A 21,545-nucleotide genomic window follows, 5' to 3' on the forward strand; every position below is an offset into this window, starting at 1 on the left:
GGCAAGTCAGCTTCCCCTGTACCCCCGGACAATTTCCGGGTGAATTCTATCATATAAAGGCCAGGCCGCTGGCAGCAATAATTAGGTTAAGGACCAGGTTGACCAGGGGGCCCAGGATGCGGCTGATGATTCCCGTAGCAATGAGGAGGAGTAAGATCAAGGTGCCGTAACTCTCCAGGCGATAAACAGCAGCTCCTCCTTCGGGCGGGAGAATCCCGGCCAGGACCCGGGAACCATCCAGGGGCGGTACGGGAATCAGGTTAAAGACGGCCAGAACAACGTTGTAGCCCACCAGCAGGTTTAAAAAGGTCTGGATCCAGATGCCACCCAGATCCAGCCGCAGAAAAAGATGCAGGAGCACGGCTGCCAGATAGGCCAGGACCAGGTTCATAAGGGGTCCAGCCAGGCCCACCAGCATCATGCCCTTACGCCGGTCTATTTGAAAGTAAAAGGGATTTATCTGTACCGGCTTGGCCCAGCCAAATCCGGCTACGATAAGTAGCAGGGTTCCCAGGGGATCCAGGTGGGCCAGGGGATTTAAGGTTAACCGCCCCTGATTTCTGGCCGTGGGATCTCCCAGAAAGTAGGCTGCCTTCCCGTGGGCATACTCATGAAAGGTCAGGGCCATCAGGATGGCTGGAATACCCAGGATTAACTGGGACAAGCTCTGCAGGTGCATGGCCGACTCCTTTCCCACCAGGTAGGGCCCAGCCCGGCAACTGGCTCCACCCGGCCTGGGCCAGGGCAAAGATCAGCGCCTCCGGGGCCGGGCGCGACCCGGTCATCATTTCTCCCGGGGGCAAACCCGGTTCAGGTCCAAAACAGCCCCCTTGCTGTAAAACCCTGGCAGCGTTAATTACCCGACGACGCCTGCGGCCCCAGTTCAGGTGATCCAAAACCTCCTCCAGGGCTGCCAGGCTCAAATTAGCCGTGGCCGTTAAAAAATACACCAGGCTGGCGTCAGGGGGGTGCTGGCCCAGCCACTGCCACTGGCGCAGGAGTTTCTCCGCCCGGTAACCGGCAGCTACATCCGGGGGACCGCTCCCCGGCAGGCCCCGCCATCCCAGGGCCAGCAGGGCTTCCCAGGCAGCAACCGGCCGCGATTCCTTGAGGAGCAGGATAAACTCCTGCCAGAAACGCCGGGGTGATACCAGTTCCAGGTAGCCGGCAGCCAGGGCTTCCCGGGCTAGTTCCCTGGTCTCACTGGCCAGCTGGAAATGTAACCTGGTTCCCAGGCGTACCCCCCGCAGGATACGGGTGGGATCGTCGCGGAAACTCGCCTGGTGGAGGACCCTTATTTTACCGGCAGCCAGGTCGGCCCGGCCGTTAAAGGGATCCCGGATCTCCCACAGGTCCCGGGCCGTTAATGGCAGGGCCATGGCGTTAATGCTAAAATCGCGCCGGGCCAGATCCTCGGCCAGGGTGGCGGCCTCGACCTCCGGCAGCGCTCCCGGCTCGGGATAATACTCCTTCCTGGCGGTGACCACATCCACCCGCTCCCCGGCCCAGTAAATGGTAGCCGTCAGGAAGCGCTCGTGGTAGACCAGGCGCCCTCCCAGTTGCCGGGCCAGTTCCCGGGCCAGGAGGAGGCCGTTCCCCTCGACCACCAGATCCAGGTCGACATCCGGCCGTCCCAGCAAGAGATCCCGGGTCGTACCCCCTACCAGGTAAACTCGCTGGCCCTTGAGGTGGGCTATTTTCCTGGCCCGGGCCAGGATGGCTAGCTGGTGCTGGTTAAAAAGCTTCCGGTAGGGAATCATGACAGTACTGGCCTAGCGAGGGCAGGCCAGGCGGGCCGGGATCACGTCGTTACGGATCAGGTCGCTGTAATCCTCCCGCTTTATAATCAAGTCGGCGACGCCATCCCGCACCAGGACGGCTGCCGGCCGGCCCAGGCGGTTATAATTGCTGGCCATGGTATAACCATAGGCCCCGGTACAGGGCATCAGGAGGATGTCGCCCCTCTCTACCGGGGGCAATTCCGCTTCCCAGATCAGCATATCCCCTGATTCGCAGCACTTCCCGGTGACGGTTACCTTCTCTGTAGCCGGCATACCGGCCTTATTGGCCAGGATGGCCTCATACTTCGCACCGTAAAGGGCCGGGCGAATGTTATCGGCCATCCCGCCGTCAACAGCCACATACTTGCGGACGCCGGGGATCTCTTTGATGCTCCCGACGGTGTAGGCAGTGCTGCCCGCCGGCCCGACAATGGACCGACCCGGTTCGACCAAGACTCGCGGTTGGGGCAGGTTCAAGCGCCGGGCTTCCTCCCGGACCCGGGCCAGGATGGTTTCCGCATAAGCCCTTATCGGCCGGGGTTCGTCACCGGTAGTATAGTATATGCCAAAGCCGCCCCCGAGATCCAACTCGGCGGTTACCAGCCCTGTCGCCTCCTTGACCGCAGCAGCCAGCTCCATCATCACGGCTACGGCTTCATTGTAGGGCTCCAGTTCGAAAATCTGGGAGCCAATATGGCAGTGCAAACCCATGAACTCGATCCCCGGTAACTCGCCGGCCCTCCTGGCAGCCGCTAGTGCTTGGCCCCCCGGCAGGGTAAAACCGAACTTGGAATCAACCTGGCCGGTGCGGATATAGTCATGGGTGTGGGCCTCAATTCCCGGGGTGACCCTCAGGATTACCTTGGCCACCTGGCCACGCTCCACTGCAAGGCGGCTTAACAGTTCCAGCTCTGTAAAGTTATCGACCATGAACCTGCCTATTCCGGCCTCCAGGCCCTGGCAGAGCTCGGCATAGCTCTTGTTGTTACCATGAAAATAAATCCGTTCCACGGGAAAACCGGCCGCCAGGGCGGTGTAAAGTTCGCCGCCGGAGACAACATCCAGTCCCAGCCCTTCACTGGCGATGATCCGGCACATGGCCGTAGTAAGAAAAGCCTTGCCGGCATAGATAACCTCGGCCTGGCCGCTGCCGGCGTTAAAGGCCCGATAAAACTGGCGGCAGTTGTCCCGGATACAGTCTTCATCAAAAATATAAAGGGGGGTGCCAAAGTCACGGGCCAGCTGGACAACCTCACAGCCGCCGATGACCAGCCGTCCGTGTTCATTTATCGCCATCGTTCCCTGCAAGTGCATTTAATTACCGGTTGCTCCTTTCACCAAATATATCTCCATTTTACCCGAGGCGGCAGCTCCTGTCTAGAAAATTTAAGGGAACCGCCTCCGGTTCCCTTAAAATGCTCCCCCTCCGGGCTAACTGGCCCGGGGCAGGGCCAACAACTGGTTATATGCCTCCAGGGTATTTCGGGCCATCACGGCGGTAGTAAAGTTTTCTTCTACCAGCCTGCGGCCGTCCTGGCCCATGGTCCTGGCCACCTCCGGATTACGGAGAAGGAAAGTGGTATAGCGGGCGAGTTCCTCGTGATCCCCCATAGAGACCAAAAAGCCGTTATATCCGGGACGAATGATCTCCGGCATGCCGCCGGCGCGGCTGACGATGATAGGCCTGGCCGTGGCCATGGCTTCCAGCATGACCAAACCAAACGGCTCCTGGAAGGCCGATGGGTAGAGGCAGACCTCGGCCCCCTGGTAAACAGCAGGCATCTCCTGCCACGGGAAGAAACGGATGAAGACATTTTCCTCCAGGCCCAAGCTGGCGATAAGATCCTGGAGAGAGGCTACTTCCGCCGGCTGTTTTTGGCCCCAGTCAACGGTGTTGGTGGTACCGGCCAGTACCAGGAGAACGTCGGGGATTTCCCGGCGGATGAGATCCAGGGCGCGAATGCTGACGTCACAGCCCTTGGCCCGGCTCATCCTGGCCGGGTGGAAGATAATCCGCCGTCCCCGCCATTCCGGATAGGAGGTATAAAGGGCCTGCCTGTCCTCCGGGGAGGGCGGCCGGAAGGTATTAGTATCTGTGCCATGGTAGACAACTGTCACCCGCTCCGGCGGATAGCCATTAACCACCAATTCCTGGCGTATGTAGTGGCTGACGGCAATAACCAGGTCCCAGCCCCTGGCCAGGCTATTCATCCTGGTCCACAGTTCGTCATCCCACACATTATGGGCCGTGAGGACCAGGGGCCAGCCGTGACGGCGGCAAATTTCCTGGAGACTGGCCGCGTGTACATAGCTGAAATAGTGAAAGTTATGGGCGTGGACCACATCCGGCCGCACTGCCAGTAAAAAGTTTTCCAAGAGTTCCTTGATCTCCCCGGCCCTGGCCTCAATAACTGCTGGAGTAAGGGAATTTAGATCCAGCAAGGGCGAGCGCTTAATTACAACTCCCTGCCAGCTTTCCTCCACCGGGGTACCGGGGGCTGTGGCCGTTAGGAGGCTTACCTGGTGCCCCTGCCGGACGAGGTAAGGGCACAGGAGGACTAGGTGGGATTCCACTCCCCCGATGATCGGCGGGAAAGCCCAATGTAACATGGCAACACGCATATTACTTCGCCTCCTTAAAGAATTTTATAATCGGGGTAAGATACCACAAATATTTTATCTATAATTACCCGATAAAGTCAAGGAAGGACAAACCCTGGTGGCTTCTTCAGGCCTCAATGATAACTTTGAGATTTCCTTCTTTCTTTAAAAGGTTGGCCATAACCCGACCATCCTTTTCCTCAAAGGCCAGGTCCAGACGGCTGCCGGCTACCGCAAGGTTCCTGATCTCCACCCGCCGGGTCCCGGGCAGCAACAGGGGGCGGGAAATAAAAAGGCTCTGCTCCCTCAACTCCAGGCCCAGCAAGTGGTGCAGGAAACTGAAAAGGCTGCCAACTGCCCAGGCCTGGGGATCACAGGCTACGGGATAGCGCACCGGGCCGCTTAAACCCCTCCGGGTAAAACCACAGAAGAGCTCCGGCCAGCGGCGGTAATTAAAGTGGGGGCTGGCGGCGAAAAGGCCCGCAGCCAGGCGTGACAATTCATCCAGGCACTGGTAACGGCGCAGGCCGGCGGCGATAATGGCGTTATCATGGGGCCAGACCGAGCCATTATGATAGCTCATGGGGTTATAGGCCTTCTCTCTTTTACTCATGGTACGAATACCCCAGCCGGAATAGAAATCTGCAGCCATCAAGCGCTGGGCAACCCTCCTGGCCCTCTCCGGCGGGAGAATGCCGGTAAAGAGGGCCTGGCCCCCGTTGGAAACCAGGGTGGTCAAAGGCCTCTTCTCACCATCCAGGGCAAAAATCAGATATCCCTCGTCTTCCAGCCAAAAATCCTGGTTGAAGCGCGCTTTCAACCGCTGGGCCCGTTTCTTCAGCCCGGCGGCGGTCGGTTTATCACCCAGGAGGGACAATAAATGGGCGGCTTCAGTGAGGGCCAGGTAGTAGTAGGCCTGGACTTCCACCAGGGCAATAGGACCCACGGGCAGGCGCCCTTCCCGGTCGACTACGGCATCCCAGGAATCCTTCCAGCCCTGGTTGGTAAGACCTGCCGGGGACTCCCGGAGATATTCCAGGTAACCGTCGCCATCCAGGTCGCCGTAACGCAGGCACCAGTGCAGGCAGTTGCGTAAAGGGTCAGCCAGTTCCTGTAACAGGTCGTCATCCTGGGTCCACTTGTAGGTGGCGGCCAGGAGAATAATAAACCACAGGGTGGCGTCTATGGAGCCGTAATAAGGGCTATGGGGTACCTCCCCGCATCCGGTCATCTCCCCCCGGCGCAATTCGTGGAGGATTTTTCCCGGCCTTTCCTCCCGCCATCTATCCACCCCTTTGCCCTGGTAGCGGGCCAGGAAACGCAGGGTCTGGCGGGCCAGGGCCGGGTTTAAAATGAGGGTCTGCCAGGAGGTAATCAGGGAATCGCGGCCGAAGGGGGCTGTGTACCAGGGTATCCCGGCCGCTATGATCCCGCCCTCGCCCGGGTAATCTATTTGCAGGGCCTTGAGATCGGTGACGGCCGTCTGGAACATGGCGTTGATGAAGCTATTATCCGTCCACACCCTGGTCGACTCCCTTTGCCACTGGTGGTAGGCGGCTGCCTGTTCAATGGTGGCCGCTGAAAAAAGATCGCTGATCTTGTTACCAGGTGTTGTATTTCCTGCATCCAATTCGATCTTTAAATGCAGGTAGATCTTTTTTTGGAGCGGCAAGGTAAGTTCAAAGCCTACTTCGGCCCGATCGTGGTGGCCGGTGATAGAGGTTGGCACCGGTTCAAAGGTAATGTGGGTGGTACGGATCAGGTTATCCAGGCCCCGGTAAGCCAGGACCAGCCCCTGGCGTCGTACCTCGACCGGTAACAATTCCCCCCGGCGGCGGCGCTGGCTGCCGCGAACCTCAAATATATCCCGGAAATCGGCAGCCAGGTTAAAACGAAGCATTAACTTAACCGGGAAGGGATTAAAATTTATTAAACGCAGGCGTTGAAAAAAGGCGCCCTTAATTAACCGTAGCTGGCGAAGATGGATGGTCTGGGCCGGCACCATAGTGCCGTCGGGTAAATTGAAAACGGGATTGGTAAGTTCAATCTGGGCAAAGTGGCTGTCGCGGATGGAAGAAGATAGAAATACAGGTCGCTGCCCGGCTACAAGAAATTCCAGGTGGCTTAAATAACGGGTATCATTGTAATAAAGGCCCAGGTTACCGTTACCCCCGTCCAGAACCGAACCATCGGGCAGGGAGATGAGAAAAATCCCCCCTTCCTTCAGCACCTCCGTCGCGGGTTCAACAACACCCGGGTTATTGCGCAAATCGAGCTCTGTATCGAGCATATACTCCCCTCCCTTTATTAAGAATGGATTCGGCAGGTATCCTGGAATATCCTTCCGGGAATAAATGGACACAAAATTTGCATTTTGTTCCTGGCGTGATATAATATTTATATATCCTGAAACGCTGAATTGCGGTGTGCAGCCGTAAGCGGGGGACCCAATTTCCCGGGGTGAATCTTGCCGGTTATACCGGTGGGTAGGGCTAGACGTGGCCCGAATCCGTCAGCTAACTTCGTAAGCGTGAAGGGAATACCGCCGGTAAACGGTGTAGTTTTCCATTACGTTTATGGTTTATGCTGCAACCCCGGATTTAAACGGGGTTTATATTTTATATTTTATTTACAGGGAGGGGCTTATTACCGGTAAATAAGTATTTGAGGTGAGGAGGAGGTAGGTAAAATGTCCCAAAAGCAGCCTGCTAAAATTGTCATGGTTTCCAACCGAGGTTCATATAATTTGCAGGCAACCCGGGACGGTATCCAGGTTGTACCGGCCATCAGCGGACTGGTTTCGGCCGTGGAACCCTTCTTAAGGGAAAAAGGTGGCGTCTGGGTTGCCTGGGGTGGCTGGGAGGCGCCCCAGGAGAACAGTCCCGGTTTACGTTTACCGGTACCCGAGGGTAATCCGGCCTATACTTTTCGTGAAGTTCCCCTTACCGCCGATGAAATCAACCTCTATTACCATGGCTTTACCAATAGCGCCTTGTGGCCCCTATGCCATTACTTTTTAGAAAAATGTCGTTATGAAGTCCGGGAATGGTCGGCGTATGTCGATGTTAATGCCAAATTTGCCGCAGCCACCCTGGAAGAAGCCGGGGAAAGGGATACAGTCTGGGTAAATGATTATCACCTGGCCCTGGTACCGGCCCACCTCCGCCACCGCAGGCCCCAATTAAAACAATTCTTCTTCTGGCATATACCTTTCCCCCACCATGACCTGCTGGCGACCCTACCCTGGGCAACCCATATCCTGCGCGGTCTGCTAGGAACCGATGTCCTGGGTTTTCACCTTCAAGCCTACGTTGACAATTTTTTGCAGGCCGTGGCGCACATGCTGGGAGCCAGGGTCGATTTTGAAGCCGGTATTGTCTTCTGGGAGCAGCGGCGCATTCATGTTGGTGCCTGGCCTATGGGCATAGATTATCAAGCCTTCCAGCGCCAGGCTGCCAGTCCAGCCACCATGGCCAGGGCTCAAAAACTGCGGGAACAAATTGGTGTCGAGCGCCTGGCGTTAAGCGTGGAGCGCCTCGATTATACCAAGGGCATCCTGGAAAGGCTCCTGGCGTGGGAACGTCTGCTGGAAGAAGCCCCCGAATGGCGCGGCCGGGCCGCCCTGATCCAGGTCGCCGTTCCCAGCCGGACAGCTGTACCGGCCTATCGTCAGTTAAAGGAGCAGGTGGAAGCCACTGTAGGCCGCATCAACGGCCGTTTTAGTGACGGCAACTACCAACCGGTATACTATTTCTGGCGCGGCCTCCCCCGGCGGGAGCTGGTAGCCTATTACCTGGCAGCCGATGTGATGCTGGTCACACCCTTAAGAGACGGCTTGAACCTGGTGGCCAAGGAATATGTAGCTTCACGGCGTGATCAGACCGGCGTCCTGGTCTTGAGCCGTTTCGCCGGTGCCGCCCAGGAATTGAAGGGTGCCGTCCTGGTGAACCCCTATGACATCGACGGGATGGCCATGATCTTTAATACGGCCCTGGGGATGGGCCGGGCAGAGCAAAGCAAAAGGTTGCAACTGTTACAGGAAAGGGTACGGCGCCATGATGTCCACTGGTGGATGAATTGTTTTCATCAGGCCATGCCGTCAGGGAAGGAGAAACCGGTGATGTCTCCGGATCAGCTGGCAGCTAGGGTACAGGAGTACCCGGAACTACTGCTGATGTGCGACTACGACGGCACCCTGGTTCCCCTGGCCCCCAGGCCGGAAGATGCCGTCCCCGACCCCGGCCTCCTGAAATTACTGCGGCAACTGGTTTCCCGGCCAGGCTTACACCTGGCCGTTATTAGTGGCCGTCCCCTGGCCGACCTCCGCGACCTGCTGCCGATCCCCGGACTCCTCCTCGCCGGCCTGCACGGGGCCCAGGTAGCCGGACCAGAGGGACCTGTTATCAACCTCCTCCCCCCACCGCCGGGGAAAAACCCCTGGCCGGAAATTTTTAGCCTGGCCCGGCAACTGGCGGCAGGTGTTCCCGGCCTTCTTGTGGAAAATAAAGGCGAAGGGGTGGCCCTCCATTACCGGCTGGCCGAACCCGATGCCGCTGCGGGAATCCTGGAGGAATTCCGGCATGCCCTGGAACCCTTTTTACAGGATGGCCTGGAACTAATCCCCGGCCACAAGGTACTGGAGGTTCGCCGCCGGGGCGTAAATAAAGGCCTGGCAGTAACCTACTTCACTCGCCGCTGGCCTCGGGCCTTCCCTGTATACCTGGGCGACGATCGTACCGATGAGGACGCCTTTGCAGCCCTGCCCGGGAACGGCCTGGCTATAGGCGTCGGCCAACGGCAGTCAGGCTATGCCCATTATTTCCTTGCTTCACCGGCAGAGGTTATCGAGTTTCTCCAGCTCTTAAACTGTAGCCGCACCTAATCTTTATAAAAGCAACGGTAAAGTAGGTAATATTTCATTACCAGGGACATATGAATAGACGTGAAAATAAGAACGAGGTGATATCTTTGACCAGGATTCAGAAAGCTATCATTCCCGCTGCCGGCTGGGGTACCCGTTTCCTGCCGGCCACCAAAGCCCAGCCCAAGGAAATGTTACCCATTGTTGACAAACCGGCCATTCAATTCATCGTCGAAGAAGCCGTTAATGCCGGTGCGGAGGATATCCTGATTATCACCGGTAAAAATAAACGAGCCATCGAGGACCACTTTGACCGTTCCCTGGAACTGGAGAACCTCTTGCGGGAAAAGGGAAAGGACGAACTCCTGGCCCTGGTGGAGGGGATTGCTGAACTCGCCGATATCCACTACATCCGCCAGAAGGAGCAACTGGGCCTGGGGCACGCCGTTTACTGTGCCCGCAAATTTATCGGCCAGGAACCCTTTGCCGTCCTCCTGGGGGATGATATTATCGTCAACTCCCCCTCCTGCCTGGAACAGATGCTCGCCGTTTATGAAGAAGTCGGGGCTACCATAGTCGCCGTCCAGGAGGTGCCCCGGGAGGAAGTAAACCGTTACGGTGTCATTGACCCCCTGGAAGTCGACGGCTCCCTCATCCGGGTCAGGGACCTGGTTGAGAAGCCGCGCCCCGAGGAAGCCCCTTCCAATCTGGCCGTCATTGGTCGTTACATCCTGGTGCCGGCGATCTTCCCTCTCCTGGAGAAAGTAAAACCGGGCGCTGGCGGCGAGATCCAGCTGACCGACGCCCTGCGCCTGCTGGCCCGCCAGGACCGTGTCTATGCCTACCGTTTCCAGGGTAAGCGCTACGACATCGGTGACAAGCTGGGCTTTCTCCAGGCCACGGTGGAATTTGCCCTAGCCCGCCCGGATCTCGCCGGCCCCTTTAGCGAGTACCTGGCCGGCATCATTACTTCCACTGCGGACAAGTTGCAGGTTGCCGCCACCAGGGAAGGATAAAAATGGGGTTGACTGACATTTAAACCCTGGTCCAACCGCGACCTAGACCTAGACGGCTACAGCATTGCTCCACTTGCCACAGCGGTCGCCCCAGCGGGCCAGGACCTCTTTTCCTTCCCTTAATTCCACCACTTCGCAGTGATTGGCACACCCCCGGCATTCAAAACCGCCGGTCCGGAAGTCCCTTTCGGTAAGCTCAAAGCCCCGGAAAGCGCTCGTTTTCGGGCGGGCTTCCCGGGCCAGGAGGGCGGCCCCGTAGGCGCCCATAACACCATAATGCTCCGGGACGATGACCTCCGTCCCCAGGGCGCGACTGAAGGCCTGGCGCATACCGGCGTTGGCCGCCACCCCGCCCTGGAAGACTACCGGCGGCAGGATCTCCTTACCCTTACCGACGTTATTCAGGTAGTTGCGTACCAGGGCCTCGCACAGGCCGGCGACGATATCATCCAGGGGGTGGCCCTGTTGCTGTTTATGGATCATATCGGATTCGGCAAAGACGGCGCAGCGCCCAGCGATGCGCACCGGGTTCTTGGCACCCAGGGCCAGGCGACCGAAATTCTCGATGGGGATCCCCAAACGGGCCGCCTGCTGGTCCAGGAAGGAACCGGTGCCGGCGGCACAGACGGTATTCATGGCAAAGTCGGTGACTACGCCCTGGCGCAGGATGATTATTTTAGAGTCCTGGCCGCCGATCTCCAGCACCGTTTGGACACCGGGTACGACCTGGCTGGCAGCTACGGCATGGGCGGTGATTTCGTTTTTGACGACATCAGCCCCTGTCATGACGGCCGCCAGGCCCCGGCCGCTGCCTGTTGTGCCGACGCCAGCGACAGTCACCTCTCGGCCCAGGGTAGCCCTAATCTCTCGTAAACCCTCCTGGATGGCCGGGATAGGCTGGCCGCGGGTACGAAGGTAGACGGAGGCGAGTAAGTTACCGTCTATATCCAGGGCAATGACGTTGGTGCTTACTGATCCAACGTCGATGCCCAGGTAGATAGAGGTCAAATCGGATCAGCTCCTTTCAGCAGCTTTCCCCATTACGTTATGTTGCTTCCCGGGGAGGGAATGTTCTCCCGGCGGGCTTTGTTACCCCGCTCTCACGCCCTTCTGCCGCCGGAGCATGTCGACAAAGGCTTCCAGGCGCGTCTGCAGGCCGGCTTCGCCGGTTTGCTCGTCCAGGTAGATGGTCATCACGGGAATGCCGGTAGCCTGCTGCACGGCCGGCATGACGGAGTGGGCGACGATCTCCGGCATGCAGGTTAGAGGGGCCAGCTGGATGACGCCGTCACATCCCCTGCGGGCAAAGGTTACCGTATCTCCTACCGACTCCCAGCCATGGCCGCCGACGAAGTGGTTTAAAAAAGGTGGAGCCGTCTTTTCCGGGTGATGTCCCGGTAGGGGCAGCAGGCCCTTGAAGAGGTTGTCATTAATCCAGCGGCTGAGGAAGAGACCACGGACTACTTCTACTCCCAAGGCCCCCAGGCGTTTCTCGATATCCAGGTTGACCAGGGGTTCCAGGACGGTATAGATCTCCCCCACAATGCCTACCCGGATCACCCGGACATCTGGTTTCAAGGGGAGGGCAGCCAGTTCACCTTTTATTTCTTTAACTACCCGGTTTACTTCCTTACGACTGCCGGCGGCATCCAGTTCCTGCAAGGCCCGCCGGAAAACGGCATCAGCCAGCCCGGTCTGGGCTTCCCGCGGTCGCAGGCGCTGGACTTCCTGTTCCAGGGCGTCGACGGCACAGGCCTTCAGCCAGGCCATAACGACCCCGTGGACGCCATCCTGCCAGGGACGGCGGTTTAAATACTTAATCTTATCCCAGACTTCGTTAAAATGGACGTCCGGAGGCTCAAAGACGACCATTTCATACGCACAGCCCAGGTCCCGGAGAATCTCCCTCTGCACCTGGCTGTAATAGCCGATCCGGCAGGGTCCTACCCCGCCGGCCATGACGATGGTATCGGCCCCCAGCTCTTTGGCTTCCAGGTAGTTGCCCAGGTTGACTTTCAGGGGCAGACAGGCCGATTCCGGGGCATGGCGCACTCCCAGTTCCAGGGTGCGACGGGTACAGGGGGGTGGTACTACTACCTCCAGTCCGATGCCGGTCAGGGCTGCCTTCAACACCAGCCAGAGATGGCCCATATGGGGAAAGGTTACCTTCATGCCGGACGCCTCCGGGCCAGCATATCCATAAAGGCCTCCAGTCTGGTTTCCACGCCAGCCTCGCCGGTATGCTCATCCAAGGTTAATAGTAAAAAAGGCTTACCATGCCGGTGGGCATAGCGCTCGGCCAGGTCGCCCACCAGGGAATCGGGACCGCAGCCGAAGGCTGTAAGGTGAATCAAACCGGCGACTTCCTCCTGCTCCATCAGGTGCAGGGCTGCACCCATGATCTTGCGACCAAGGGTCCAGTAAAGGCGCTTGGGCAACCGGCGGCAGGCGGCTTCCCCCAGTTCAGGTGCAAAATTTTCCGGTAAGATCACCCTGCCACCAAGGCGCGTAACTTTACCGGCAATATCCATGCCCAGATAGCGATCGTGGAGCAGGTAGTTATGGCCAACCAGCCCCACCGCCAGGGGAGGCTGACCCCCGGGGGTTATGCCTTCCTTCTTCCCAGGAGAGAATTCCCTGCCTTGCTCCTGCTGCCCAGCCAGCCAATCCCGGTACCTGGCCCGGGCTATCTCCCCGGCCCGGTAAACTTCCCTCCCCCTGGAACCGATAGCCCGGGCCGTATCCCGGATGGCGGCCTTGAGGCCTTCCTCCGGCCGCCGCGACATGTCGACCGTGACGTCGATCACCGGCGGGCAGTCTTTAATAGCTGCCCGCAACATATCGGGCAGACCCATGAGTTTGGGGCAGATAAAGCTCTTTTGCTCCACGCTGACCAGCCTGGGGACAAAGAGGGCCTCCACCCGTGGCGCCAGCCAGGCGGCATGGCCGTAATAAACCTTCACCGGCAGGCAGGCTTCGGCAACGGCCAGGCTTATCCCCAGGTCCATTATCTCCCTGGTGGTGGGCGGAGAAACTACCACCTGGGCGCCCAGGGCCTGGAGGAAGGCTTCCCACCAGGGGGCGTAGTAATAATAAAAGAGGGCGCGAGGCACCCCCAATCGCCACTGCTTAACCTTCACTACCATCATCTTCCTTTTTCTTTTCAAGTTCGGGCCAAATGCGTTTCTCCTCTTCCTTTTTCTCTTTAAGACTGCGTTTTAACGGTTTGCGGGCCGGAGCCGGATAGGGTTGCCGGTCCATATCCAGAAGATGCATTGCTTTCGACCGCAGTTTCAGTAAAGGAACCGGTGGACGGACCAGGACGTCCTTCAGGGCGCTGGCGTTAAAGGGTATCAGGGGCCACAGGTAGGGCAGGCCGAAGGACTTTGTGGTCAGCAGCAATAAAAAGATACCCATGGTAACGGCCACAAAACCGGGCAAACGGAGCAGCCCCACGCCGATTAACAGAGCAATCCGTACCAGGGTGTTGGCCATCCCCAGTTCATAGCTCGGGGTGGCGAAGATACCCACGGCGGCAATGGCCATATAGAGAATAACCTCAGGGTTAAAGAAACCTACTGCCACTGCGATCTGGCCAATCAGAACGGCGGCAATCAAACCCAGGGCGGTAGCCAGGGAGGTGGGGGTATGGATGGCCGCCAGGCGCATTAAATCGATGCCCAGTTCGGCAAAGAGAAACTGCCACACCAGGGGAATGTATCCCAGCTGTTTGGGGCCGATCCAGGCCAGGTTCGGCGGGAGTAGATCGTGCTGCAAAGCGGCCAGGAGCCATACGGGAGGCAGAAATAAAGAAAGTAATACTCCGATAAAGCGTACCACGCGTAAAAAAGTGCCAATAAGGGGCGCTTGGCGAAACTCCTCGGCGTGCTGCAGGTGGTGGAAAATAGTCGCTGGCAGGATCATTACGCTGGGGGAAGTATCCACCATGACAAGTACGTGACCTTCAAAGAGATGGGCGGCAGCTACATCCGGCCGCTCGGTGTAGCGTACCCATGGGAAGGGATTCCAGAAGCTCCCCGGGCTAATAAACTCCTCCAGCGATTTCTCCGCCATGGGCAGGCCGTCCATCTTTATGGCCTTGATTCGTTCTTTAATTGTATCTACCAGCCGCGGGTTGGCGATATCTTGAACATAAACGACGGCCACATCAGTTTTGGAACGACTACCCACCTGAAGGATTTCCGTCCGCAGTTTGGGGTCCCGCACCCGGCGACGCAGGAGATTGACGTTAAATAACAGGGTTTCGACAAAATTGTCGCGGGAGCCGCGTACCACCCGCTCCAGGTCGGATTCCTGCGGATTGCGGACCGGGTGGTTCCGGGCATCGAGCTGGATAACCTTTTTAAAGCCATCTATAAGGATGACAATGCCCCCGGACAGGATTTTATCAACGACTTTATGCAGATCGTCCAGGGCTTCGACCTGCAGGTAGCTAATATACTGGTTTAAGATCTTGGTATATGCGTCGGGGGTTACGTCCTCACGTTTCAGCTTGGAGAGGGAGGTAAGGATATATACCAGGACATCCTCCCGGGCCATACCATTAATATAAAACATAGTAGCCCGGCGCCCGGCAATGGTTATATCCCGCCTGATAACGTCAAAACTCTGCCCAACGCCCAGTTCCTTCATAATCCAGTTATTGTTAACATCTAAATTGGGATCAACTTTTACAATGTCGCCGGAAATGGTCATTACTTCATCCCCTTAACTTCTTAACCGCGCGGGTTGAATATTATGGCCATGACATAATCAAAGATGACAGCCGCGGCAATACCCACCGCCCCTGCCGTGACGCCACCGCTGAAGGCGCCGATCAGGCCCTTGGCCTGGACGGCCTCCAGGGTGCCCTGGGCGAGATTATGACCGAAACCGCTAATGGGAATGGTAGCCCCGGCTCCCCCGATCTTCACCAGGGGCCTGTAAAACCCCAGGGCGCTTAAGATAGCGCCGCCGGTAACGAAACCGACCAGGATATGGGCCGGCGTCACTTTGTAGGGTGTCAGGTCCATAATTAGCTGCCCCACTAGGCAGATCAGGCCGCCCATAATAAAGGCCATCACGATACTCATTGGATCCCGCTCCTCCAAAGATAGGCTTCTGGTAAAAATGGATGCCAATGCCATCCGGCTTGGGATCTGGAGGGTACAGCCCGGCCTCCGGTGGTTCTCGGCTAGCAAACTTAGCGCTCAGCCTTGCGCGTCTGGGGTGGCTCGACTTTATCTCTTTACTCTTTCATAACGGGGCGTGGTACTTCTCGTTCCTGGAGCCACTTTGCAATCCCCATCCCGTTCACCGCCGCCTCACTCCGGCTTCACGTAAGTATCTAACGCCTCGAACCAGTCGCTCTCTGCCTGTACCCTCCAGCCCTCCTCAGCCTTCGATAACCACCCCGTGGCCGATACCGGGGATGGACTCGCCCTGCTGGGTTGCCGTAGTGCTTAAGAGCGCCCCGGTGCCAACCCCCAGGATACGCTTGTAGCGGCCTTCATTTAGTTTACCCATCAGGTGGCCGGCAAAAACCACTGCCGAGCAGGCGCAGCCGCTGCCGCCAGCGTGGGTATCCTGGCGTTCATGGTCATAGATCAGGATGCCGCAATCACTATAGTTTTTGGAGACATCATATTTCTTTTCTCCCAGGAGTTTGGTAGCAATTTCATGACCCACCCGGCCCAGGTCACCGGTAATAATCAGGTCATAATCAATTGGGCCGCGGCCGGTATCCTGGAAGTGGCGGACAATGGTATCGACGGCCGCCGGGGCCATGGCAGAACCCATATCGTTGGGATCCTTGATCCCCACATCCAGCACCCGGCCGATGGTGGCGTGGGTGATGCGGGGCCCATTACCCACCGGAGCCATCAAAACTGCACCGGCCCCGGTAACGGTCCACTGGGCTGTCGGTGGCCGCTGTATTCCCTGCTCGGTGGGAAAACGGTACTGGCGCTCGGCAGTATCGTAATGGCTGCTGCAGGCGGCCACTACATGGTGGGCAAAACCACCGTCGATGAGCATGGCTGCCAGGGCCATGCCCTCATACATGGTGGAGCAGGCCCCGTACAGGCCCAGGAAGGGTATCCCCAGGCTCCTGGCTGCGTAATTGGCAGAAATGGTCTGGTTCAATAGGTCGCCGGCCAGGAGAAAATCGATATCCTGGGGTTTAAGCTGGGCCTTAGCAATAACCATTTTCACGGCTTCTTCCAGCATTTTGCGCTCGGCCTTTTCCCAGGTTTCCTCACCGAAGTAGCTGTCATCAATGACCATATCAAAGGTATCTCCCAGGGGACCCTCCCCCTCCTTGGGGCCGACAACCGACGCCGTAGCTACTATCACCGGTGGGTTGGCAAACTGCAGGGTATGTTGCCCCACCCTCTTCGGCGCACTCAAAGTATTCCACCCCCGTCAGGTCAAAAAGTAAGCAATTAAACCGATTAAGACTGAAACGATAAAACCATACACTAGGACCGGGCCGGCGATGGTGAACATCCTGGCGGCTACTCCAAAGACGAAACCCTCCCGCTTATACTCCATAGCCGGGGCCACAATGGAGTTGGCGAAACCGGTAATGGGAATAATCGAACCGGCGCCGGCGATTTTACCGATCTCATCGTAAACCCCCAGGCCAGTCAAAAAAGCTCCCAAAAAAACCATTATTATGACCGTTGCTGAAGCGGCATCCCGGGGGTTTAAACCGGCGGAGGAAAAGGCAAGGGTAATAATCTGCGCCAGGGCCGAGATAAGCCCCCCCACCCAAAAGGCGTTCAGGGCGTTGACCAGGACATTGTGTTTCGGCTTGACACTATCAGCCAGCCGCTGGTAGGCCTGCTGGTCGTATGTTTGCTTTTGCTGCATCACCTGTTCTGCCAGGGTCAGGGGTTTTTTCGGCGGCCCCGGCTGTTTGGTGCTGTCAGCCATTACCTTCACCTCGATTTTATCGTTCTGCTATATTATCGACCGGCGTCAGGCCTCTTTATACACTAAAAGCCAGTTTGCTGGTTAATTATACCAGCAAACTGGCTTTATTGAAATTTGAACTGGTGTCAATTTTAACCTTCAATTTCCCAGAGCCTGCAGGGGTGCCGGGATGCGGCCGCCGCGGCGCACCAGGGCCGCCGGACTATAGGTGTTGACCTCCATCACCGGCGCCCGGCCTAGGAGACCGCCAAATTCAACCGTCTCGCCTGGCTTTTTCCCGGGTGCGGGAATGACCCGGACGGCTGTAGTTTTATTATTAATCATGCCGATGGCCGCCTCATCGGCGATAATGGCGGCTATGACCTCCGCCGGGGTATCTCCGGGGACGGCGAACATATCCAGGCCCACCGAGCAGACGGCAGTCATGGCTTCCAGCTTCTCAAGGCTTAGAGCACCGCTCTCCACGGCCCGGATCATGCCGTTATCTTCGCTCACCGGGATAAAGGCGCCGCTCAGGCCCCCCACATAAGAAGAAGCCATGGCGCCGCCCTTTTTGACGGCATCGTTGAGTAAAGCTAGGGCAGCCGTAGTGCCGTGGGCGCCGCAGCGTTCCAGGCCGATAGCTTCCAGAATCTCGGCCACGCTGTCGCCCTGGGCGTTGGTGGGAGCCAGGGAGAGGTCGACAATGCCGAAGGGTACTCCCAGGCGCTTTGAAACCTCCCGCCCCACCAATTCCCCCATGCGGGTCACCTTGAAGGCCGTATTCTTGATAATCGTCGCCAGCTGGCCCAGGTCGGCCTCGGGGTACTGGCGGATTGCCGCCAGCACAGCCCCCGGACCGCTGATGCCGACGTTAATTACGCATTCCGGTTCTCCGGGACCATGGAAGGCCCCGGCCATAAAAGGATTATCTTCGGGGGCGTTACAAAAAGTAACCAGCTTGGCGCAGCCCAGACCCCCACGGGAGGCTGTCAGGCGGGCCGTCTCTTTAATCAGGTGCCCCAGCCAGGTAATGGCGTCCATATTCATCCCGGCTTTAGTCGTCGCTACATTGACGGAAGCACAGACACGTTCAGTTGTGGCCAGGGCTTCCGGCAGGGAGTTAAAGAGGGCCCGGTCGCCGTGGGTGAAACCCTTATGTACCAGGGCGCTGAAGCCGCCGATAAAGTTTACGCCGACTGCTTCCGCCGCCCGGTCCAGGGCCCGGGCCAGGGGGGTGAGGTCATCCTCTCCCGAAGGTTCACCTACCTGGGCAATTGGTGTAACGGCGATGCGTTTATTAACGATGGGGATGCCATAGGTGGCCGCCACTTCTTCTCCCACGGCTACCAGGTCCGATGCCAGTCTGGTGATTTTATCATAGACGCGACGGCAGGTCTCCTCCAGGCTGGCAGTAGCGCAGTCCCGCAAGCTGATGCCCATGGTAATAGTCCGGATATCAAGATTTTCTACCTGGATCATGCGAATGGTTTCTAGAATTTCTTCCGGTGTAAAGGAAAACAGGCTTGGCATCGTTTTTCCTCCGAATATGGTTAGATGCGGTGCATGAACTTAAAGACGTCGGCCCGCTGGATGGTGACCTGGACCCCCAGGTTCTTCCCTTTTTCCTTTAGTTGTCCCTGGAGTTCGTTAAAAGCAAGGTTTTTTTCTTTTAAGTCTACAATCATAATCATGGTGAAAAATTCCTGTAAGATAGTCTGGCTGATGTCCAGGATATTTACATTGGCCTCCGCCAGGACGGCGGTAATACCGGCCAGGATGCCTACGTGATCGCGCCCCAGCACAGTTATGATCGCCCGTTCATCGTTAATCATGTTTCCCCACCTTTAACCTTTCTAGCCTTTTTGCCGTTCTTCCAGTACCATCTCTACTTCGACCCTGTCTTCCGCCAGCCAGCCCCGGGTGAACAGCGCCAGGCCGCGGAAGAAATCTGTACGGGCGGCCCGCTGGATATCGGCGGTCAGGGCCGGCACCCACTGCTCCAGGTGTTCCTCTAAAAAGCGCCCCTGTCCGGCGAGGAAACGGTCGGCATCCCCGCCGGACTGAATGCTGGCGGCTGCTTCCCGACAGAGCCGGGCCATAAACTCCAGCTCCAGTCCCAGGTGGTCGTCTGGCTCCTGGTTCTTCTTTCTACTCTCCAGGCCAAACGAACGGTAAAACTCCCTCACAGCCAGGGTTTCCTCGCCGAAGAGGAGGTGTTCCTTGGAGCGGTAAACCGACTCCCAGGGCGGCGCTTCCAAATGGCCCGGGCCGACAAAGAGGCGGTTATAGTCTCCCTGGAGTTCCTGCCGGTAAGCCTCCAGGTCCTGCCGGCGGGCTTCCAGTTCAGCCTGCATCTGCCGGCACCCAGTGATCAGGTCTTCATTCTGGCTGCTGGCTGCTAATTCGACCAGAAATTCTTCCCCGACCAGGGCTGCCAGCAAATCCCGGGCCGGCCCCTCCTGGTAAATTCTGGCAAGGAAACTATAAACCAGCTCCCGCCCCTGGTGCCATTCTGCTAATAATTCCTTTTCCATAATATCTCCTTTCCGGAAATGTAGATATCCCTGCCAGCCTACTTTACCGGCCGAGCATTACCTTAACCTGGAGGGCGGTATACAGGTTAACCTGGACATCAATCCTGCGCAAGTCCTGGCCCAGGAGTTCTTCTATTTTTTTTAAACGATAGCGCAGGGTGTTGACGTGGATAAACATGTCCTCGGCCGCCCGGTTATGATCCCCGGAGGCATACAGGTAGGCAGCCAGGGTTTCCATGAGATTGGTATTATGCTTGGCATCATATTTCTGGATTGCACCCAGGGTTTCTTCGTAATAGTCCTCCAGTTCCTGTTCCCCCTGGTTAAAGATCAGCCGCAGCACTCCGAGTTCATCAAAAAAGGTCAAAGTACCCCGGCGCCGCAGGAGGCGGCTGATCTCCAGAGCTACCTTGGCTTCCTGGTAGGCCCGGTAGAGATCGGTGACATCTTCGTAAAAGCGCCCTGCACCGGCGGAGAAGGTCCTGCCTTCCAGGTGAGCGGCAGTCGACTTTTGCAAGGATTTAATCAGCCCGGCAATTTTTCCTTTATTAACCCCTAATTCATCTGTAACCACCGGTATCAAGAGGATTAGCTGGTCACCGCGATCAGCAAGGATAATCTCCGGCGCCTGGTGTTTCAGGTGATATTGCATTAACTGGCGCCACCGTTCCCACAGGGTTTCGTCCCTTTCCTGCTGGGCCTGACGGTCCAGGGATAGGACCACCAGTAAATGGGGACGGGTTAAATCCCAGCCCCAGAGGCAACCCCTGTTGACCATGGCTTCCCGGTTTGGTAGATTATTATAAAGAATATCCTGGATGAATTCATTCCGGTAACGCCTCTCGGTTTCCTGGGCTATGCGGGCCCGGGACATCTCAATCATGGCCGCCAGAGCGGCTGCTTTCAGGGGCTCCCGATAAGGGCGCCAGTCTTCGCCCACCTCCAGGAGAAAGAGGTAACCATACAGCGTAACCTCACCAATTGGGAGCATGAGAAAGGGGGTTCCAGTACCGGTCTTCTGTAAACGGCCGCGGTAAAACGCCCCCTCTACCGTCTCCCTGGGGAGTTCCACTAGCAGGTAGTCACCAAAGTGCAGGGTCTTACTCGGCAGCGCCTGGCTGGCGAGGATACGCAGGGTTAGGTCGCAGATTACAACCGGCCGCCCGCTAACCTCCGCCAGGTAGCGGGCAATGGAGACCAAGCCCTTGCCCGCAGCAGCCATTTCCAGAAAACGGCGCCATTTTTGTGGTTCCATACAAAAATCACCGTTAATTTTTGTATTAACCAACAAGAAAAAACCTTTCCTCTTCCTCCGGAGCCTTCAGGCGCAGGGTGGGTCTGGTGATGTTGACGTCAGCCAGTCCCGGTACCCACCTCTCTCCCAGTTCCTTGCCTTCATCTAGTTGTAAAACCTGCAGGGCTTTGACGGGACAGGCTTCAACGCAGGCCGGTGGCAGGCCATTATCTATTCTCTCTACACAGAGGTCACACTTTTCGACTTTCCCTATTGTCAGGTTATAACGGGGCGCCCCGAAGGGGCAGGCGCGGACGCAACGGTTACAACCGCTGCACCGCCCGCTGTTATGCAGGACGATGCCGTCCCGGCGCTTGTTGTAGGCGCGTGCGGGACATACCCGGAAGCACTCGGGGTTTTCACAATGATTGCAGGCCAGGGAGAGATAATATTCCTGCCACCGGCCCTTGACCCGGCCAGCAAAAGCCTGCACCCGCCGCAGGGGAAACCCGGGACCCTTCCAGTTCTGGCAGGCCCCCTCACAGGCCCGGCAACCGATGCAACGGTTCAGGTCCAGGAAAAAACCGACTCGCATCCCCT

19 protein-coding genes and 1 riboswitch are annotated in these 21,545 nt (G+C 57.6%); of the genes, 2 read left to right on the plus strand and 17 right to left on the minus strand.

What is annotated here, in order from left to right; translation table 11 throughout:
• Window positions 1-49: 49 nt before the first annotated feature.
• The 5 genes from MOTHE_RS06535 to MOTHE_RS06555 all read right to left on the minus strand — a co-directional run bounded on the left by MOTHE_RS06535 (window position 50) and on the right by MOTHE_RS06555 (window position 6,672).
• Entirely contained in the window at window positions 50-679 is a 630-nt protein-coding gene (locus tag MOTHE_RS06535; protein WP_011392875.1) for a site-2 protease family protein, read from the minus strand.
• On the minus strand, window positions 609-1,760 hold the full coding sequence (locus tag MOTHE_RS06540; RefSeq protein WP_011392876.1) for a CCA tRNA nucleotidyltransferase: 1,152 nt from the start codon (window positions 1,758-1,760) through the stop codon (window positions 609-611). The genes MOTHE_RS06535 and MOTHE_RS06540 overlap by 71 nt, the downstream gene beginning before the upstream one ends.
• A 12-nt stretch (window positions 1,761-1,772) precedes the next feature.
• Window positions 1,773-3,095 (minus strand): diaminopimelate decarboxylase, encoded by a 1,323-nt coding sequence (gene lysA, locus MOTHE_RS06545; RefSeq protein WP_053094818.1) that lies wholly within the window; start codon window positions 3,093-3,095, stop codon window positions 1,773-1,775.
• Window positions 3,096-3,212: 117 nt separating this feature from the next.
• Window positions 3,213-4,403: a glycosyltransferase family 4 protein gene (locus MOTHE_RS06550; RefSeq protein ID WP_053094819.1), complete on the minus strand. Its 1,191-nt coding sequence runs from the start codon at window positions 4,401-4,403 to the stop codon at window positions 3,213-3,215.
• A 106-nt stretch (window positions 4,404-4,509) separates the two neighbouring features.
• Complete coding sequence (locus MOTHE_RS06555; RefSeq protein ID WP_053094820.1) at window positions 4,510-6,672, minus strand: amylo-alpha-1,6-glucosidase; 2,163 nt, start codon at window positions 6,670-6,672, stop codon at window positions 4,510-4,512.
• A 112-nt stretch (window positions 6,673-6,784) separates the two neighbouring features.
• Window positions 6,785-6,927, plus strand: a riboswitch (cyclic di-AMP (ydaO/yuaA leader).
• 144 nt (window positions 6,928-7,071) lie between these two features.
• Here MOTHE_RS06555 and MOTHE_RS06560 point away from each other — a divergent pair.
• A complete protein-coding gene (locus tag MOTHE_RS06560; protein WP_053094821.1) occupies window positions 7,072-9,264 on the plus strand; it encodes a bifunctional alpha,alpha-trehalose-phosphate synthase (UDP-forming)/trehalose-phosphatase in 2,193 nt (730 codons plus the stop codon).
• Window positions 9,265-9,344: 80 nt separating this feature from the next.
• A complete protein-coding gene (gene galU / locus MOTHE_RS06565) occupies window positions 9,345-10,259 on the plus strand; it encodes a UTP--glucose-1-phosphate uridylyltransferase GalU (RefSeq protein ID WP_053095235.1) in 915 nt (304 codons plus the stop codon).
• 48 nt (window positions 10,260-10,307) lie between these two features.
• On the opposite strand, the gene MOTHE_RS06570 is transcribed toward galU, so the two are convergent.
• From MOTHE_RS06570 to MOTHE_RS06625, 12 genes are all read right to left on the minus strand, one after another.
• Window positions 10,308-11,267 (minus strand): acyl-CoA dehydratase activase, encoded by a 960-nt coding sequence (locus tag MOTHE_RS06570; protein WP_011392883.1) that lies wholly within the window; start codon window positions 11,265-11,267, stop codon window positions 10,308-10,310.
• Between the two features lie 81 nt (window positions 11,268-11,348).
• Window positions 11,349-12,431, minus strand: coding sequence for an acyl-CoA dehydratase activase-related protein (locus tag MOTHE_RS06575; protein WP_011392884.1), 1,083 nt, complete (start codon window positions 12,429-12,431; stop codon window positions 11,349-11,351).
• On the minus strand, window positions 12,428-13,399 hold the full coding sequence (locus tag MOTHE_RS06580) for an acyl-CoA dehydratase activase-related protein (protein WP_053094822.1): 972 nt from the start codon (window positions 13,397-13,399) through the stop codon (window positions 12,428-12,430). Before MOTHE_RS06580 ends, MOTHE_RS06575 begins: the two co-directional genes overlap by 4 nt.
• Window positions 13,389-14,975, minus strand: coding sequence for a spore germination protein (locus MOTHE_RS06585; RefSeq protein WP_053094823.1), 1,587 nt, complete (start codon window positions 14,973-14,975; stop codon window positions 13,389-13,391). Before MOTHE_RS06585 ends, MOTHE_RS06580 begins: the two co-directional genes overlap by 11 nt.
• A 20-nt stretch (window positions 14,976-14,995) precedes the next feature.
• A complete protein-coding gene (spoVAE, locus tag MOTHE_RS06590; protein ID WP_053094824.1) occupies window positions 14,996-15,352 on the minus strand; it encodes a stage V sporulation protein AE in 357 nt (118 codons plus the stop codon).
• Between the two features lie 301 nt (window positions 15,353-15,653).
• On the minus strand, window positions 15,654-16,667 hold the full coding sequence (gene spoVAD, locus MOTHE_RS06595; protein ID WP_011392888.1) for a stage V sporulation protein AD: 1,014 nt from the start codon (window positions 16,665-16,667) through the stop codon (window positions 15,654-15,656).
• A gap of 15 nt (window positions 16,668-16,682) precedes the next feature.
• Window positions 16,683-17,195, minus strand: coding sequence for a stage V sporulation protein AC (gene spoVAC, locus MOTHE_RS06600; protein ID WP_011392889.1), 513 nt, complete (start codon window positions 17,193-17,195; stop codon window positions 16,683-16,685).
• A gap of 138 nt (window positions 17,196-17,333) precedes the next feature.
• On the minus strand, window positions 17,334-18,707 hold the full coding sequence (locus MOTHE_RS06605; RefSeq protein WP_011392890.1) for a PFL family protein: 1,374 nt from the start codon (window positions 18,705-18,707) through the stop codon (window positions 17,334-17,336).
• Between the two features lie 20 nt (window positions 18,708-18,727).
• Complete coding sequence (locus tag MOTHE_RS06610) at window positions 18,728-19,009, minus strand: ACT domain-containing protein (protein WP_053094825.1); 282 nt, start codon at window positions 19,007-19,009, stop codon at window positions 18,728-18,730.
• 21 nt (window positions 19,010-19,030) lie between these two features.
• Window positions 19,031-19,711, minus strand: a complete 681-nt coding sequence (locus tag MOTHE_RS06615; RefSeq protein ID WP_011392892.1) for a TorD/DmsD family molecular chaperone — start codon at window positions 19,709-19,711, stop codon at window positions 19,031-19,033.
• Between the two features lie 43 nt (window positions 19,712-19,754).
• Window positions 19,755-20,966 (minus strand): PucR family transcriptional regulator, encoded by a 1,212-nt coding sequence (locus tag MOTHE_RS06620; RefSeq protein WP_080997220.1) that lies wholly within the window; start codon window positions 20,964-20,966, stop codon window positions 19,755-19,757.
• A gap of 25 nt (window positions 20,967-20,991) precedes the next feature.
• Window positions 20,992-21,540, minus strand: coding sequence for a 4Fe-4S dicluster domain-containing protein (locus MOTHE_RS06625; RefSeq protein WP_053094827.1), 549 nt, complete (start codon window positions 21,538-21,540; stop codon window positions 20,992-20,994).
• Window positions 21,541-21,545: the final 5 nt, after the last annotated feature.

This window comes from Moorella thermoacetica, from assembly GCF_001267405.1.
In the GTDB taxonomy this organism is placed as follows: domain Bacteria; phylum Bacillota; class DSM-521; order Neomoorellales; family Neomoorellaceae; genus Neomoorella; species Neomoorella thermoacetica.